Origin of the sequence: Saccharothrix sp. ALI-22-I, from assembly GCF_001984175.1 — a bacterium.
GTDB lineage: Bacteria > Actinomycetota > Actinomycetes > Mycobacteriales > Pseudonocardiaceae > Actinosynnema.
On record NZ_MTQP01000067.1, the window covers coordinates 611,073 to 627,142 of the forward strand.

General features: G+C 69.8%; 16 protein-coding genes. 10 read left to right on the forward strand and 6 right to left on the reverse strand.

The window, feature by feature from the left end; all coding sequences use genetic code 11:
• Positions 1-5: 5 nt before the first annotated feature.
• Together ALI22I_RS35290 and ALI22I_RS35295 are read right to left on the reverse strand one after the other, a co-directional pair.
• Positions 6-1,130, reverse strand: coding sequence for a glycosyltransferase family 4 protein (locus tag ALI22I_RS35290; protein WP_077009862.1), 1,125 nt, complete (start codon positions 1,128-1,130; stop codon positions 6-8).
• Positions 1,131-1,209: 79 nt separating this feature from the next.
• The gene (locus ALI22I_RS35295) at positions 1,210-2,244 is read right to left on the reverse strand and encodes a glycosyltransferase family 4 protein (protein WP_077009863.1); all 1,035 of its coding nucleotides are present in this window, start codon (positions 2,242-2,244) and stop codon (positions 1,210-1,212) included.
• 26 nt (positions 2,245-2,270) lie between these two features.
• Between ALI22I_RS35295 and ALI22I_RS35300 the strand changes: the two genes are divergently transcribed.
• The 4 genes from ALI22I_RS35300 to ALI22I_RS35315 are packed head-to-tail and all read left to right on the forward strand — an operon-like array spanning position 2,271 to position 7,270.
• Positions 2,271-3,185: a glycosyltransferase family 2 protein gene (locus tag ALI22I_RS35300; RefSeq protein WP_077010165.1), complete on the forward strand. Its 915-nt coding sequence runs from the start codon at positions 2,271-2,273 to the stop codon at positions 3,183-3,185.
• A gap of 32 nt (positions 3,186-3,217) precedes the next feature.
• Complete coding sequence (locus tag ALI22I_RS35305; protein WP_077009864.1) at positions 3,218-3,652, forward strand: CU044_2847 family protein; 435 nt, start codon at positions 3,218-3,220, stop codon at positions 3,650-3,652.
• A gap of 47 nt (positions 3,653-3,699) precedes the next feature.
• Entirely contained in the window at positions 3,700-6,192 is a 2,493-nt protein-coding gene (locus tag ALI22I_RS35310; protein ID WP_077009865.1) for a glycosyltransferase, read from the forward strand.
• On the forward strand, positions 6,185-7,270 hold the full coding sequence (locus ALI22I_RS35315; protein ID WP_077009866.1) for a glycosyltransferase family 4 protein: 1,086 nt from the start codon (positions 6,185-6,187) through the stop codon (positions 7,268-7,270). Before ALI22I_RS35310 ends, ALI22I_RS35315 begins: the two co-directional genes overlap by 8 nt.
• Here the strand turns inward: ALI22I_RS35315 and ALI22I_RS35320 are convergent.
• Positions 7,246-7,536 carry a hypothetical protein gene (locus ALI22I_RS35320; protein WP_077009867.1) on the reverse strand — a complete coding sequence of 97 codons (291 nt, stop codon included), beginning with the start codon at positions 7,534-7,536 and terminating at the stop codon, positions 7,246-7,248. The two genes, ALI22I_RS35315 and ALI22I_RS35320, sit on opposite strands and share 25 nt — an antisense overlap.
• Before the next feature lie 38 nt (positions 7,537-7,574).
• On the opposite strand from ALI22I_RS35320, the gene ALI22I_RS35325 reads away from it, so the two are divergent.
• The 4 genes from ALI22I_RS35325 (at position 7,575) to ALI22I_RS35340 (ending at position 9,940) form a co-directional block, all read left to right on the forward strand.
• Entirely contained in the window at positions 7,575-8,504 is a 930-nt protein-coding gene (locus tag ALI22I_RS35325; protein WP_143532599.1) for a helix-turn-helix domain-containing protein, read from the forward strand.
• Entirely contained in the window at positions 8,486-8,671 is a 186-nt protein-coding gene (locus ALI22I_RS35330) for a DUF397 domain-containing protein (RefSeq protein WP_077009869.1), read from the forward strand. Before ALI22I_RS35325 ends, ALI22I_RS35330 begins: the two co-directional genes overlap by 19 nt.
• A gap of 322 nt (positions 8,672-8,993) precedes the next feature.
• Positions 8,994-9,434, forward strand: a complete 441-nt coding sequence (locus ALI22I_RS35335) for an Imm1 family immunity protein (RefSeq protein WP_077010166.1) — start codon at positions 8,994-8,996, stop codon at positions 9,432-9,434.
• 35 nt (positions 9,435-9,469) lie between these two features.
• Positions 9,470-9,940, forward strand: a complete 471-nt coding sequence (locus ALI22I_RS35340) for a GNAT family N-acetyltransferase (RefSeq protein WP_179118466.1) — start codon at positions 9,470-9,472, stop codon at positions 9,938-9,940.
• Between the two features lie 13 nt (positions 9,941-9,953).
• On the opposite strand, the gene ALI22I_RS35345 is transcribed toward ALI22I_RS35340, so the two are convergent.
• The 3 genes from ALI22I_RS35345 to rfbB form a co-directional block, all read right to left on the reverse strand.
• Positions 9,954-11,090 (reverse strand): pyridoxal phosphate-dependent aminotransferase, encoded by a 1,137-nt coding sequence (locus ALI22I_RS35345; RefSeq protein ID WP_077009871.1) that lies wholly within the window; start codon positions 11,088-11,090, stop codon positions 9,954-9,956.
• Between the two features lie 74 nt (positions 11,091-11,164).
• Positions 11,165-12,085, reverse strand: coding sequence for a dTDP-4-dehydrorhamnose reductase (gene rfbD / locus ALI22I_RS35350; protein ID WP_077009872.1), 921 nt, complete (start codon positions 12,083-12,085; stop codon positions 11,165-11,167).
• The gene (gene rfbB / locus ALI22I_RS35355) at positions 12,085-13,077 is read right to left on the reverse strand and encodes a dTDP-glucose 4,6-dehydratase (protein WP_077009873.1); all 993 of its coding nucleotides are present in this window, start codon (positions 13,075-13,077) and stop codon (positions 12,085-12,087) included. Before rfbB ends, rfbD begins: the two co-directional genes overlap by 1 nt.
• 270 nt (positions 13,078-13,347) lie before the next feature.
• Between rfbB and ALI22I_RS35360 the strand changes: the two genes are divergently transcribed.
• The gene (locus ALI22I_RS35360; protein WP_179118467.1) at positions 13,348-14,802 is read left to right on the forward strand and encodes an LCP family protein; all 1,455 of its coding nucleotides are present in this window, start codon (positions 13,348-13,350) and stop codon (positions 14,800-14,802) included.
• 85 nt (positions 14,803-14,887) lie between these two features.
• The gene (locus tag ALI22I_RS35365) at positions 14,888-16,060 is read left to right on the forward strand and encodes an LCP family protein (RefSeq protein ID WP_077009875.1); all 1,173 of its coding nucleotides are present in this window, start codon (positions 14,888-14,890) and stop codon (positions 16,058-16,060) included.
• Positions 16,061-16,070 lie beyond the last annotated feature (10 nt).

Consider the following 16,070-nt stretch of genomic DNA (forward strand, 5'->3'; position numbering starts at 1 on the left):
GGAAATTAACGCCGGTGCGAGCGCGCGGCCCGCTCATAAGCCAGCCGGTGCCGGGCCGCCGACGTGGACCACGAGAAGTCCTTCGCCCGCACCACCGCCGACGCGGCCAGCTCGTCCCGCCGGGCCGGATCGTCGAGCAGCTCACCGAGGGCAGCCGCGATGTCACCCGCGCCGACCCCGCAGTACGCCACCGCGTCGCCGCCGACCTCGGGCAGGCTCAACCGCCGCGTCGTCAGCACGGCCGCACCGGAAGCCATCGCCTCCAGCACCGGCAGCCCGAACCCCTCGCCGAGCGACGGGTACGCCACCAGCTCCGCGCCGCCGAGGAACCCGGCCAGCGACGAGAACGGCAGGTAACCGGCCCGGATCACGCGGATGCGGTGCGGCACGGCGTCCAGCGCGCGTTCCACCTGGCTGTCCCAGCCGGGCTGACCGGCCAGCACGAGCGCGGGCGGGTTCGGCCGATCCCGGCACGCCTGCGCGAACCCGCGGATGAGCGCCGGAACGTTCTTCCGCGGCTCCAGAGCACCCAGGAAAGCCACGTAAGGCGCGTCCCCCAGCGACAGCATCCGCCGGACCGACGCCACTTCCTCGGCCGTCGGCGGGTGGAACCGCTCGGTCTCCACGCCGTGCTGGGCGATGTGCAGCAACCGCCTGTCCGCGCCGGCCACCCGCGCCAGCTCGTCCGCCGTCGCCCGCGACGGCACGACGCACAGCGTGGCCCGGCGCAGCGAAGCCCTGGTCCAGGCCCGGAAGAAGCGCGCCTTGACCGACGAGTGCAGCACCGGGTCGGTGAAGAACGTCGCGTCGTGCAGCGTCACCACCGACGCCGCGCGGTTCGCCAGCGGCACGGTGTAGTGCGGCGAGTGCACGACGTTCACACCGAGCCGGTTCGCCAGCCGGGGCAGCGTCGTCTGCTCCCACGTCAGCCGGGCCGTCCGGGTCGCCACCGCGTCCGCGGCCGGGATGATCCGCGACCCGGGCGCCAGCGACGTGTAGAGCGCGGCGTCCCGCAGTTGGCACACCACGCTGAGTCGGGCACCGTCCGCGTCCAGCGCGGCCACCAGGGAATCGACATACCGCCCGACGCCACCTCGGTCGGCCGGGACGGCGGTGGCGTCGATCAGCACACTGGGCTCGACGGGTGACACGCGGTGAAGAGTACGGCGGACGACCGACAGGTTGCCTGGGAATGCCGTAAACGGTTCGTCAGGCCGACAGCCCGAGGTGGATGCCCCACACCGATCGCGCGGCGTTTTCCCAGCTGAACGCCTTGGCGCGGGCCCGACCGACAGTGACCAAACGCTCAATCAGGCCGATATCGGACAGCACCGAGCGCAGCCCTGTGACCAGTGCCGCACGGTCGCCGCGGGCCACGACGACCCCCGCGCCGCCGGCCACCTCGACCAGCGCCGGCGCGTCCGAGTGGACCACCGGCACACCCGCCGCCATCGCCTCCACCACCGGTAGCCCGAACCCCTCGGCCAGGCTCGGCGCGGCCAGCACGGCTGCCCTCCGCAGAACGAAGGCCAGCTGGGCGTCGCTCAACCGTCCCAGCAAGTGGACGTGCGGCGCTCGGATGTCCACCCCGCCCCACCCCTGCGGACCGACCACGACCAGCGGCACGTCCAGCTCGGCGGTCGCGGACGCCAGCAGGTCGAACCCCTTGCGCGGCTCGATGGTGCCGATCGCCAACACGTATCGCGGCGGGACGTCCACCGGCTCCTCCGCCGGGAACGCCGTCACGCCGTTTCCCACCACGTGGACAGGGGCCGATCCGGGCGCGTACCGCCGCAGCTCGGAGGCCACCACCGACGTCGGCACCACGATCGCACCGGCCCGCGACACGGCACGGCTGATCACGCGCTGGTGCCACGAAACCCCGCGCGGCGTCAACGTCGACGGGTGGGTCCACGGCACGGTGTCGTGCACGGTCACCACCACCCGCCCGCGCGGAGGCGCGAACGGCGTGAACGCGTGCACCGAGTCGCCACCGGGCCAGTACGGCACACCCCGCTCCCACGCCGCGATCAGCGCACGTCGGGGCAACGGCAGCACGCGCGGCCCGAGCACACCGGGCACCACGGCCGCCGACACGTCCGCGTGCCTGCTCACCACCCCCGTCACGGTCCACCCGTCGGGCGCGGTGGCGGCCAGCGCGGCGGCCAGCTCGCGGGTGTACCGGCCGGTGCCACCGGGCACCGGCGTCAACAACTGCTCGGTCAGCACAACCAGATCGGGCACGTCGCGTACCGTCTCACGCCGTGTCGATCCCCAGCACGACGGTGGTCGTGGTGACCTGGCGGGGCCGCGCGCACATCACCGCGTGCCTCGACGCCCTGGCCCGGCAACGTCCACACCGGACACTCGTGGTGGACAACGCCTCCGACGACGGCACGGCCGAGCTGATCGCCGCGCACCCCAGCCGTCCGGAGACCCTGCGCCTGCCGGTCAACCGCGGTTACGCGGGCGGTCTCGCGGCGGCGTTGCCGAGGATCACCACCGAGTACGTGGCCTGGCTCAACGACGACGCGACGCCCGACGACGGCTGGCTCGCCGCCCTCGAAGACGCCCTGGACACCACGCCCGACGCCGCCGCCGCGACCCCGTCCATGCTGTTGGCCGACGGCTCGACCCAGTCGGTCGGCGTCAAGCTCACCGCCGACGGCCACGGCGCCGACCTGGTCCTGGCCGGGCGCGAGGTGTTCGGGTTCTGCGGTGGCGCGGCCCTGCTCCGCCGTGCGGCGCTCGACCACGTCGGCGGCGTTCCGGGCAGCTTCTTCTGCTACTACGAGGACACCGACACCGCGTGGCGGCTGCGGCTGGCCGGTCACCGGGTGCTGTCCATCGGCCCGGCCCGCGTCCATCACCGGCACGGCGCCAGCACCAACCCCGGCTCCCGCCTGTTCCACCGCTGGAACGAGCGCAACCGGCTGCTGATGCTCCTGCGCTGCGCGCCCCTGGCCACGGCGGCTGGGGAACTGGCGAGGTTCGCGGTGATCACCGCCCTGCTGCCACTGCGCAAGAACACCCCGGACGCGGAGAACTTCCGCGTCCCGCTCCGCCTCCAGGTGCTGCTGGAAGTGCTTCTCAGGCTGCCGAACACACTCGTTCAGCGGACGGAGATCGGCCGACGTGCCAAGGTGGCCAGGCGCGAGGTGTGGCGCGAGTGGGCCGGCCGTTAGTCGGCCCGTGAAGTCCGCGGACGAGGAGTGAGATGGCCGAGTACGTCGAGGTGCGCACGGAGGACGGCGAGCTGCTGCCGTTCGAGCTGGACGATGAGGACGACGGCCTGGTGCGCGCCGGCCGGCGGTGGGACGCCGCCGTCGAACGGGCCGAGGAGACGCTGGAGAGCGGTATCGAGCGGGCGAAGAAGGTGGCCCAGTCGGTGGCCGCGAAGATCGGCAGCATGCCGTCGCCGCGACCGGACAAGGTGGCCGTGGAGATCGGCCTGAAGGTCAGCTCCAGTGCCGCGCTGGCGATCGCCAAGTCCTCCGCCGAGGCCCACGTCAAGATCACCGTGGAGTGGCACCGCGACAGCCTGCCCGCCGAGCCCCCGCCCGAGGACAACGAGTCGAAACCGCAGTCCGAGCCGGAACCGGGGTCCGAGCCGGGGTCCGAGCCGGGTCGGGAGCCCGCCGCAGAGGCGTAAGACACCTTGACGGGCCGCTGCGGAGCGTGATGAGGCAGAGTTAGCACGTGGAGCAAGGGAGCCTGCCCGAAGTATCGGTGGTCGTCGTGAACTACCGCGGCGCCGAGGACACCATCGCCTGTTTGCGCGCGCTGTTCGGCGACCTCGACTACCCGGAGGACAAACTCCAGGTCATCGTGGTCGACAACGCATCGGGCGACGGCAGCGCGGACCGCATCCGGGCCGCCGCGCCGAACGCGGAGGTGATCGAGGCGCCGGCCAACCTGGGCTTCGCGGGCGGCTGCAACCTGGGCGTGCGTTCCGCCCGTGGTTCGGTCGTCGCGTTCCTCAACAACGACGCCCGCCCGCACGCCCAGTGGCTGCGCGAGGCGGCGCGGGTGCTGCGCGTCGAGCCCGCCGTGGGCGCGGTGGCGAGCAAGGTGCTCGACTGGGACGGCCGCGAGATCGATTTCGTGGACGGCGGCCTGACCTGGTTCGGCATGGGCTACAAGCGGCACGCGGGCCGGCCGGACGACGGCACCCACGACACCCCGCGTGACGTGCTGTTCGGCACCGGCTCGGCGCTCGTGGTGCGGACCTCGGTGTTCCGCGAGTTGGACGGCTTCGACGAGCGGTTCTTCATGTTCTACGAGGACGTCGACCTCGGCTGGCGGATGAACCTGCGCGGCTGGCGCATCCGTTACGTGCCCACGTCGCTGACCTTCCACAAGCACCACGCCTCGATGTCCACTGTGGACACGAGCCGTGAGCTGTACCTGCTGGAGCGCAACGCCCTCGCCTCGCTCTACAAGAACTTCTCCGACGAGACGCTGGCCAAGGTGCTGCCCGCCGCGCTGGCCCTGGTGGTCCGCCGGGCCACCGCGCGCGGCGAGTTGGACGCCACCCAGCTGGAGATCACCCGCCGTCCGGACAACCCCGCCAACGACCGCGCGCCGGTGCCGGTGTCGCGGCAGGCGCTGGCCGGGTTCCTGGCGATCGACCAGTTCGTGGAGATGCTGCCGTCGCTGGCCGAGTCGCGGCAGGCCGAGCAGGCCGCGCGCCGGCTGTCGGACGCCGACCTGCTGCCGTTGATGCGCAAGGCGATGGAGCCCGCCTACCCGCTGCCCCGCTACCTGGCCGCGCACGACGTGCTGGTCGACGTGTTCGGGCTGGAGGAGGTGTTCGGCCGGCCGCGCCGGGTGCTGGTGATCACCGGTGACGCCATCTCGGAGAAGATGGCCGGCCCCGCGATCCGGGCCTGGAACATGGCCGACGTGCTGGCCGGCGAGCACGAGGTCCGGCTGGTCACGGTCAACCCGCTGTGCGCGCCGCCCGACGCGCCGTTCCCGGTGCTGAAGGTCCAGCGACGGGACCTCGGAGCGCAGGTCGAGTGGGCCGACGTGATCGTGCTGCAGGGTCACGTGCTGGAGTTCCTGCCGGAGCTGAAGAAGCCCGAGTCCGGCAAGATCGTGGTCTGCGACATCTACGACCCGATGCACCTGGAGCTGCTGGAACAGGGCAAGGACGACACCGACGAACAACGCGGACTCGACCTGGTCGGGGTCACCAAGGTGATCAACAACCAGTTGGCCCGCGGTGACTTCTTCCTGTGCGCGTCGGAGCGGCAGCGGCACTTCTGGCTCGGCCACCTGACCGCGTCGGGCAGGCTCACGCCCTCGCTGTACGACAACGACCCCACCACGCGGTCACTGCTGGCCGAGGTGCCGTTCGGGTTGCCCGGCAAGCCGCCGCAGCGCACCGGGCCGGGGTTGCGCTCGACGTTGGGCATCGCCGAGACGGACAAGGTCGTGCTGTGGGCCGGCGGCGTCTACAGCTGGTTCGACCCGCTGACCCTGGTGCACGCGATGGACCAGCTGCGGACCCGCCGGTCGGACGTGCGGCTGGTGTTCCTGGGCATGAAGCACCCGAACCCCGAGGTGCCGGACATGGACATCGCCGGGCAGACCCGCGCGTTGGCCAAGCGGCTGGACCTCGTGGGGTCGCACGTGTTCTTCAACGAGACGTGGGTGCCGTACCAGGAGCGGCAGAACTGGCTGCTCGACGCGAACGCGGGCGTGACCACGCACTACGAGCACGTGGAGACGACGTTCGCGTTCCGGACCCGGGTGCTGGACTACCTGTGGGCCGGGCTGCCGATCGTGACCACGGACGGTGACTCGTTCGCCGATCTCGTGCGGCGCGAGGACCTGGGCGTAGTGGTGCCTTCGGAGGACGCTTCCGCGTTGGCCGATGCCCTCGAAAAGGTCATGTACGACGCCGATTTCGCCGCCGGGTGTGTCGAGCGGATCGCTGTGGTGCGGGAGCGGTTCACCTGGGAGAACGTGCTCGCGCCGCTGACGGAGTTCTGCCGCAACCCCCGGCCCGCCGCCGACCGCCTGCCGGGGTCGTCGTTCATGGTGCGCAACCGGCCGCTCGGACGGCGGGAGAAGGTGCAGCGGGACGTGCAGCTGGTCAAGGAGTACCTGAACGCGGGCGGTGCCGGCGAGGTGGCGCGTCGGGCGACCGGTCGGGTGCTGAAGAAGTTGCGCGGCCGTGGCTAGGCCGTTGCGGGTGCTGCTCGACGGCACCCCGCTGCTCGGGCAGCGGACCGGGATCGGCCGGTACACGGCGGCGTTGGCCGAGGAGCTGGCGTCGATGCGGGACGAGGTCGACGTGCGGGCGGTCGCGTTCACGTTGCGCGGGTGGCGGGCGTTGCGGACCGTGCTGCCGCACGACGTGGTGGCGCGCGGGTTGCCGGTGTCGGCTCAGTTGCTGCGGCAGTTCTGGCTGCGCATGCCGTTCCCGCCGGTGGAGTTCCTGGCCGGGCCGACCGATGTCATGCACGCGACGAACTTCATCCTCCCGCCCGTGCTCAGGGCGGGTGGCGTCACGACCATCCACGACCTGGCGTTCCTGGACACGCCGGGTGACCTGCCGCCGTCGGACCGCCGACTGCCGGAGTTGGTGCAGCAGTCGGCTTCCCGGGCGGACGTCATCTGCACACCGACGCGTGCGGTGGCGGAGGTCGTGATGGAGCGGTTGGGCGTGCCGGAGTCGAAGATCGTGGTGACGCCGCTGGGTGTCGATGCCGCGTGGTTCGCCGCTCGGTCGCCGTCGCCTGCTCTGCGTGCGCGGTTGGGGCTGCCGTCGGAGTACTTGCTGTTCGTGGGGGCCGGCGGGCCGCGCAAGGGCTTGGGTACTCTGCTGACCGCCCATGCGGCGCGGCCGTCGTTGCCGCCGTTGGTGCTGGCGGGGCCGCACGTGGTCAGTTCGGATGATCGCGTGATGCGGACCGGGTACTTGAGCGATGTCGATCTGAGGAGTGTCGTGGCGGGGGCGGCGGCTTTGGTGCTGCCGTCGCGCGACGAGGGGTTCGGGCTGCCGGTGCTGGAGGCGTTGGCGTGCAACGTGCCCGTGGTGTGCACGGACGTGCCGGCGTTGCGCGAGGTGGCCGGTGGGCACGCGGTGCACGTGCCGGTGGATGACGTGGAGGCGTTGGCTTCGGCCATGGTGGACGCGGTGGAGGCCCCGCCCACGCCCGCCGACCAGATGGCACGGCGGACGCACGCGGCGGAGTTCACGTGGCGGAAGACGGCGGAGAAGACGGTGTCGGCTTACCGGCGTGCCGCGGGGCAGTGACAGGCGCGGACGGTCGCGGCGCCACGGGACATGGGAATCCACTGTTCGCCGGTGTCCAGGCAGTCGTCGCAGTCGTAGCCGGTCGGGTCGAGGATCTTGAGTTCGCGCTGGACGGCTTCGAGTAGTCGGCACGCGCCGCGCTGACTGAGCCCGAGGACGACCTGGCCCGGTGGTGGGCCGAGGGAGAGACACACGGTCTCGGTCTCGTCGTCCACCCACGCCCTCAGCGGCGTGTCCCCTCGCACGTGTGCCATCTGAACAGCCACAACACCCTCCTCGATCGTGTGGAAACTGTTCTGTTAGGTTGCTGCGTACCGTCGTGGTAGCGCAAGCTAAGCGGGAACATTGTTCCTGTTTCCACTCGATCGGGGAATACATGGCCACGACCGCGAAACAACGCCGCCTCGCCCGCCGCCTGCGCCAGCTGCGCACCCAGGCCGGCAAGACCGTCGAGGACGCGGCCAGTCAGCTCGACTGCAAACACCCGAAGATCAGCAAGATCGAAACCAACCAGTCCGGGGTGAAGCCCGAGGAAGTGCGCTTGCTCTGCCAGCTCTACGGCGCGAGCGACCACACCACCGAGAGCATGGTCACCCTGGCCCGCAACGCGAAGACGCGCGGCTGGTACTTGAGCTACCACGGCGTGGCGAACCCGGAGAACATCGACTTCGCCGAGCTGGAGACCGACTCGGTCAGCGTCTCCAACTTCCAGATCGACCTGATCCCCGGCCTGCTCCAGACGCCCGACTACGCCCGCGCCGTCATCCGCACGGGTCTTCCGCAGATCACCGAAGACCTCATCGAGCACCGAGTCGAACTCCGCACCACCCGGCAAGAGCGCGTACTGGCCGGCGATCTGTCGGTGTGGGCGGTCATCACCGAAGCGGCGCTTCTCCGCGCGATGGGCGGCCGGGACGTGCACGTCGCCCAACTCTCACGGTTACTGGAACTCGCAGCGCTGCCGAACGTGCAGTTCCAAGTGATTCCCACGCGTGCAGGTGAGCACGTATCGATGGGCGTGCCGTTCGACTGCTTCCAGTTCGACGACGGGTTCGGTGCGGTGGCCGTCGATCACCTCACGGGCACCCTGTTTCTCGAAGAAGAACCTGATGTTGAGCGGTATAGGCTGGCCTTCCTACACCTGTGCAGCACCGCGCTGAGCCCGCAGGACTCGCTGACGTTGCTGCGCAAGTACCTCAAGGAGGAGCACAGCGAATGGGAGCGTCGGAGCTGACCTTCGGGATGTGGCACAAGTCCACCTTCAGCGGTGCCAACTCCAGCTGCGTCGAGGTGGCGCACTCCTCCACCGTCGTCGGCATCAGGGACAGCAAAACGCCCACCACCGGCACCCTCACCGTCCCCCGCACCACCTGGGCAGCCTTCCTGGCGGCCATGAGGTGACGGCTGGACGTCCGACGTGCGTGGCGTGGAGCGGCGTGAGGTCCTATGAGGGTCCCGGCCGGCCGTCTGCCTGCGGGGTCTTGAGCACGCTCCACGAGATCTGCCGTGAACCGGTCACGGCACAAACGCGACGCAGGAACCGCTGACGCTCGCCTTCAGGACGAGGTGCGGTCGCTTCAGGGGATCGCCCGAGCGCGGACATGGGCGAAAGGTTCTCGCACCGCTTGAGGGCAAAACTAGTGCGTTTTTCCGACTCCACCCCAACGGCCCAACGGCACCCCTCAGGTGGTCACTCACCGCGTCCACTGCGATGATCCTGGCCATGAGTTTCACGGCTGTGTGGCCGACCATCGACCAGAACGACGCCGACGCGGCCGACGAACTGACCGTCAGCACGCCGGAGGACGTCGACACCCTCCTGAGCCGCCTGGCCGACCCCGGGGCGGGCCCGGCCGTGATCGAGCACCAGGACCGCGAGCTCATCACCGACACCGAGGGCCTGCTGGGCGAGCCCGGCACCACCAAGATCCCCGACCACGACGTCGCCGCCGCCATCCACAACGGCTACGGCTACCTCACCTACGCCGACCCGGACCACGACTACTCGACGCTGAAGGGCGAGCCCTCCTCCCCCGAGTACCGCTCCGAGTACGTCGACTACCCGGCCGGCGCCGGCGTCCCGGTCGAAGCCCTGGCCGCCGCCCTCAAGGACTTCCTGGCCACGGCCAAGCGCCCCACCGGCGTCGACTGGCAGCCCGCCTGAGAGGCTGCGCTGTGTCGATCATGGTCAGGGCAGCCGTGCGAGAGGACGTGGCCGCGCTGGTCCGCCTGCGTCTGGCGAATGCTGAGAGGCACATCCAGCTCGACCCCGCCGTCTACCGACTGCCCGACGCCGACGTCGTCCGGAGGCACTTCGAGGACGTCCTCTCTGGCGGGTCGGACGTGCTGATCTTCGTAGCCGAGGTGGACGGCGGGATCGCGGGCATGGCGGAACTGGTCCCCCTACCGGACCCACCCGAGCATCAGATCGCGGTGCCACGCCGGGCAGCCGACGTCCACACGGTCGTTCTGGACGGATATCGCGGCCGGGGCGTGGGAAAGGCGTTGCTCAGGGAGGCGGAACGAGCCGCCTCGGAACGAGGTGTGTCGACCATCTACGCCGGCATCCTCACGCTGAACCAGAACGCCGTCCGCTTCTACGCATCAGCGGGGTTCGGACCACGCGGGACGATGCTGCGCAAGGAACTGGGCAAGCCGGCGCCCGACTGACACCGCCCCGCCCTCAGGACACCAAGGTCGGCCGGTCGACGTCCCACCGGGCCTGCGAGAACGCTCTCATGCCGCTGACCAGCCGTTCCACGTCCGCCTCAGGCCGTACGACCAGCCTCAGGTACTGGCCGCTGAGCCCCAGTTTGTTGGAGCACTCCCGTACGAACACCTGGTGTTTGAGCAGCAGGTAGTCCCGCATCTCGGCCCCGGTGACATCGCCCGGCAGCTTCACCAGGATGAAGTTCGCCTGCGACGAGAAGACGTCCAGCTCCGGGATGCGACCCAGCTCGATACCCATCCGGTACCGGTCCATCGACAGCTTGACCAAGCTCTCCGCGTACTCGTCCGCGTGCTCCTTGAACATGAACACCACGGCCTCGGCCAACGAGTTCAGGTTCCACTTCGGCAGCGACGAAGCCATTTTCCGCGCCAGCCCGGGGTTGGCCACCATGTACCCGAACCGCACCCCGTGCAGCCCGAAGTTCTTCCCCAACGACTTCAGCACCACCACGTTCGACCGGATCGCCGCCTCCGCCGCCACCGACGGGTTCCGCTCGACCTCCACGAAGTCGATGAACGACTCGTCGACGATCACCAGGTCCAGGTCCGACAGCTCGTCCAGGAACCGCACGACCTCGCGCCGCGGCAGGTACCCGCCGTCGGGGTTGTTCGGGTTGCACAGCACCGCCACCCGCGACCCGCGCGAACGGATGAAGTGCACGTACGCGTCCAAGTCCAGCTCGAACCCGTCGCTCTCCGGCAGCAGGAACATGTCCACCCGCTTGCCGGTCTCCAGGAACTGATCGGTCCACCGCCCGAAGGTCGGGATCGGGATCGCGATGGACTCGTGCACCCACAAGTGGTCGATCCACGTGATCAGTTCGGTCGACCCGTTCGACATCGCCACCGTCGCCGGGTTCAGCCCCAACACCGACGACAGCTTCGCGGCGATCGCGCCCGAGTCGCTCGGGTAGAACTTCAACACCGATTCGAGGTTGCGCGACAGGAAGGAGAACATCTCCGGGCTGGGGAAGTACGGGTTGCACGGGATGCAGAAGTCCACCAGCTCCCGCGCACCCTCCCCCAGTTTCCGACTCAACTCGAAGTACGACGGGCTGTGGGCGGTCTGCCGAAACACATCCGTGTCCATGCTGTGTCGCATGCGACCTCCCAGCTCATCCGCGAATGACTCACTGGGATGTACGGCCCGTTCACACAACCGGTTCAGGGCACCGCGTGGGCGGCCACCGCGGCCGTCAGCGCCTCCCGCCAGTGCCGCAGCGGCGTCAACCCCGCGTCCGCCCACGCCTTGCCGGACAGCACCGAGTACGCCGGACGCGGCGCGGGCCGTGGGAAGTCGGCGGTGGTGCACGGGCGCACGCGCTCCGGGTCCAGGCCCAGCTCGGCGAAGATCGCGCGGGCGAACCCGCACCACGTGGTCTCGCCGTCGCCGGTCGCGTGCAGCACCCGTGACGGCGTGGCGCCGGAGGACACCAGGGCGGCCAACTCCACCAACCCGTGCGCCAGGTCCAGCGACCACGTCGGCGAGCCGACCTGATCGTCCACAACGGACAGTGTTTCCCGGTCGGCGGCGAGACGTGCCATCGTCTTCACGAAGTTCGCGCCGTGCTCGCCGTAGACCCACGCCGTGCGCACGACCCACGCACGGTCCCAAGTGGACAGAACGCGTTCCTCGCCGGCGAGCTTCGTCCGCCCGTACGCCGACCGCGGCCCGGTCTCGTCGGACGGCTCGTACGGCCGCGTCCCGTCACCGGGGAACACGTAATCGGTCGACACGTGCAGCAGCGGCACGTTGTGCTCACGGCAGCTCGTGGCCAGGTAGCCCGGCCCCGAAGCGTTGACCGCGAACGCCCGGTCGAAGTCGGTCTCCGCCGCGTCCACCGCGGTGTAGGCCGCCGCGTTCACGACCACCGGCCGGAACCCGGCATCACGCGCGGTGGAGGCGAACACGGCCACCGCGTCCGCCACCGCCGACGGGTCGGTCAGGTCCAGCTCGGCCGACGACGGCGCGTGCACCAGACCGTCACCGGAGGTACCGAACGCACCGGATGCGCTGGAGGCCGCCGCCACCACGTCCTGCCCGAGCTGGCCGCGGCCACCGGGCACCAGGAGTGCGAGCGCCATCAGCCGGCCATCGCGGCGCGCTGCTTGAGCGGCTCCCACCACGACCGGTTGTCGCGGTACCACTGGACGGTGGCCGCCAGGCCCTCGGTGAAGTCGACCCGGGGCGCGTACCCCAGCTCGGCGCTGATCTTGGTGATGTCCACCGAGTACCGCCGGTCGTGGCCCTTGCGGTCGGTGACCGGCTCGACGAACGAGTCCCAGTCCCGCCCGGTCGCCTCCAGCAGGCGCCCGGTCAGCTCCCGGTTGGTCAGCTCGGTGCCGCCGCCGATGTTGTAGATCTCGCCACCGCGACCGCCCTCCACCACCAGCTGGATGCCCCGGCAGTGGTCGTCCACGTGCAGCCAGTCGCGCACGTTGAGCCCGTCGCCGTACAGCGGCACCTTCCTGCCGTCCAGCAGGTTGGTGACGAACAAGGGGATGACCTTCTCCGGGAACTGGTACTGACCGTAGTTGTTCGAGCACCGGGTGATGCTCACCGGCAGCCCGTGCGTGCGGAAGAACGACCGGGCCAGCAGGTCCGACGACGCCTTGGACGCCGCGTACGGCGAGTTCGGCTCCAGGATGTGGTCCTCGGTCCACGAGCCCTCATCGATGGTGCCGTACACCTCGTCGGTGGACACGTGCACGAACTTCGCCACACCGCCCTCCAGCGCGCCTTGCAGCAGCGTCTGGGTGCCCAGCACGTTGGTCAGCACGAAGTCCGCCGAACCGGAGATCGAACGGTCCACATGGGACTCGGCGGCGAAGTGCACCACCACGTCCGTGCGGCTCATCAGGTCGGAGACCAGCTCGCGGTCGCAGATGTCGCCCTGGACGAAGGTCAGCCACGGGTCGTCCGCGACCGGCGCCAGGTTCGCCTCGTTGCCCGCGTAGGTGAGCTTGTCCAGCACCACCACCTCGGCGTCGGCGTAGGCCGGGTACGCACCGCTCACCAACTCCCGCACGTAGTGCGAACCGATGAACCCGGCCCCACCCGTAACCAGTACGCGCATGCTCAGTGCCCTCCTAGAAGTTCCGCCCCGGCGGCAAGTCTGTCACTAGCCTTAACCGTGCAACCCACCTGGTTGTTACAGCGTCTCCCGTATAAGAGGAATGTGCGATGCGGTCTACCGCTCCGCCATTGATCTCGACCAGACAGCCTGGACGCACGGGGGAGGCAGGCAGTGGACAGGAGTCCGCCCGAATCAGCCGGTGGATCAGCTGGTGGATCGGCTGGTGGATCGACTGCGCTTCGTGTCCTGGCGATCACCGGCCGTTCACTGTTGGCGCTCGTATCGGCGGCTGTGCTCGTCGTCACGTGGTACGGCTGGTACTACCTCGGCAACATCGACGACGACATCACGACGACCGACGTCATCGCCTCCTCGGTCACCGAGGATGCCGACGGTGTGCCCCGCAAGCCCCTCGACGGCGCGGTCGACATCCTGCTGGTCGGCGTCGACAGCCGCACGGACGCGCAGGGCAACCCGCTGTCCGACGAGGTGTTGGCGCTGCTCAACGGTGGTGTGGCGGACGGCACGCTGAACACCGACACGATGATCCTGGTGCACATCCCCCAGGACGGCACGCGTGCGGTGGCCATCTCGTTCCCGCGCGACGCGTACGTGGAGATCGCGGACGGGTTCGGCAAGCACAAGCTGAACTCGGCGATGGCCCGGCAGAAGAACGAGACGGCGCAGCGGTTGCGCGACAACGGCGTGACCGACGAGGCCCGCATCGAACTGGAGTCGACGCTGGCCGGCCGCGTGACGTTGCGCAAGACGATCGAGGGCCTGACCGGTGGCGCCATCACCGTCGACCGGTACGCCGAGGTCAACCTGGCCAGCTTCTACGAGGTGACCAAGGCTCTCGGCGGTGTCGAGGTGTGCCTGACCAACCCGACGCGCGACCGCGACTCGGGCGCGAACTTCCCGGCGGGCCGGCAGACCATCGCGGGCGCGCAGGCGCTGTCGTTCGTCCGCCAGCGCGGCGGGCTGCCCGGCGGCGACCTGGACCGGATCGTGCGGCAGCAGGTGTTCATCGGGGCGCTGGCGCGCAAGGTGCTGTCCACCGGGACGTTGACCGATCCGGCGGCGTTGTCCGGCCTGCTGGACGCGGTGAAGAAGTCCGTCGTGATCAGCGAGGGGTGGAACATCACCGAGTTCGCCGGGCAGATGCAGGGGCTCGCGTCGGGCAACATCGAGTTCCGCACGATCCCGGTCGGCGACCCGATGGACACCTGGACCGACGGCAACGTGCTGCCGGTCGACCCGGCGCAGGTGCGGCAGTTCATCAAGGACCTGGCGACCGACAACAGCCCGTCGAAGGCGCCCGCCACCACGACCCCGGTCGGACCGCCCCCGTCGGCGATCACCGTGCACGTCTACAACTCCGCCGGGGTGGCCCGGATGGCGGCGAGCGTGCTGGACATGTTGGTGCAGCAGGGATTCGGCCGGGGTGAAGCGGCGACCGGGACGTACGCGGACACGACGTCCGTCCGGTACGCGCCGGGTGAGCGTTCCAGTGCCGACAGGGTGATCCTCGCCCTAGGCGGTAACGCCGAGGCCGTCGAGGACGACTCCGTGCCAAGAGGGCAGGTTCAGGTGTACGTCGGTGCCGACTACGCACCGCCGGACCAGTCCGACCCGGCGTCGGCGGGCGATATCGGAACGACGACCGTGCCGACGACCACCTCCACCCCGCCGATCACCGCCGACGGTGTGGTCTGCGTCAACTGAACACCCAACTCCTGGTGAACCCGACGTCCGATCGGCTGGAGGTGGTTAGCCTGATCGGACATCCCACTCGTAGGAGGAAACGTCGGTGAAGGCCGCGGTGATCGTCGGGCGCGCGCTGCTCGTGCTGCTGTCCGCGGCGGTGTTGGTGGCGTCCGGGTACGGCTGGTCGACGTTGAAGCGCGTGCAGGAGAGCGTGAACACGACCGACGTGCTGGCCGAGCTGTCGGACGTGCCCAACGCGCCACCCGTGGCCGACGGCGCGACCGACATCCTGCTGGTGGGCAGCGACAGCCGCACCGACGCGCAGGGCAGGCCGCTGCCGGATCAGGTGCTGCGGCAGTTGCGCACCGAGGCGACGGACACGCTCAACACGGACACGATCATCGTCATGCGGGTGCCGCACAACGGCGGCAAGGCGCACGCCGTCTCCATCCCGCGTGACACCTACGTGCCCATCCCGGACCACCGCGAGGAGAAGATCAACTCGGCGTACGGGGTGACCAAGTTCTTCACCATGGAACGCCTGGCCAGGGAGGGCGTGTCCGACCTGACCGAGCGCTCCAGGCAGGGCGACCAGGCCGGGCGCCGGGCGTTGGTGCAGGTGGTGCAGGACCTGACCGGGGTGCGGGTGGACCACTACGCGGAGATCAACCTCTACGGGTTCTACCTGCTCACCGAGGTGATCGGGGGCGTGGACGTGTGCCTGAAGCAGGCCACCTCCGACCCGGACTCGGGCGCGAACTTCCGCGCCGGCGTGCAGTCGATCTCCGGCGGTGACGCGCTGGCGTTCGTGCGGCAGCGCAAGGGCATCCCGAACGGGGACCTGGGGCGGATCACCCGGCAGCAGGTGTTCATGTCGGCGGCGATGTCGAAGCTGATGTCGGCCGGCACCCTCACCGACCCGGCGCGCCTATCCGGCCTGCTGGACGCGGTGAGCAAGTCCATCGTGGTGGACGAGAAGCTGGACCTGGCGACGTTCGCCTCACAAGCGCGCGGCCTGGCCGGCGGCAACGTCGAGTTCGGCACCATCCCGGTGACCGGCGTGGGCGCCCGCAACGACCGCGGCCAGAGCATCGTCACCGTGGACCCGGCCCAGGTAAAAGCCTACGTAGCCCAACTACTGGGCGAAAAAACCACCACCCAAACCCCCACCCCCACCACCACTCCCACGCAGAAGTTCGGCGGAGACCGACTGGTGTCCCTGGACGGCCGACCACGGGCGGCGGCGGCTCTCCAAGGCCCACCCTGCGTCGACTAACCACAAGCCC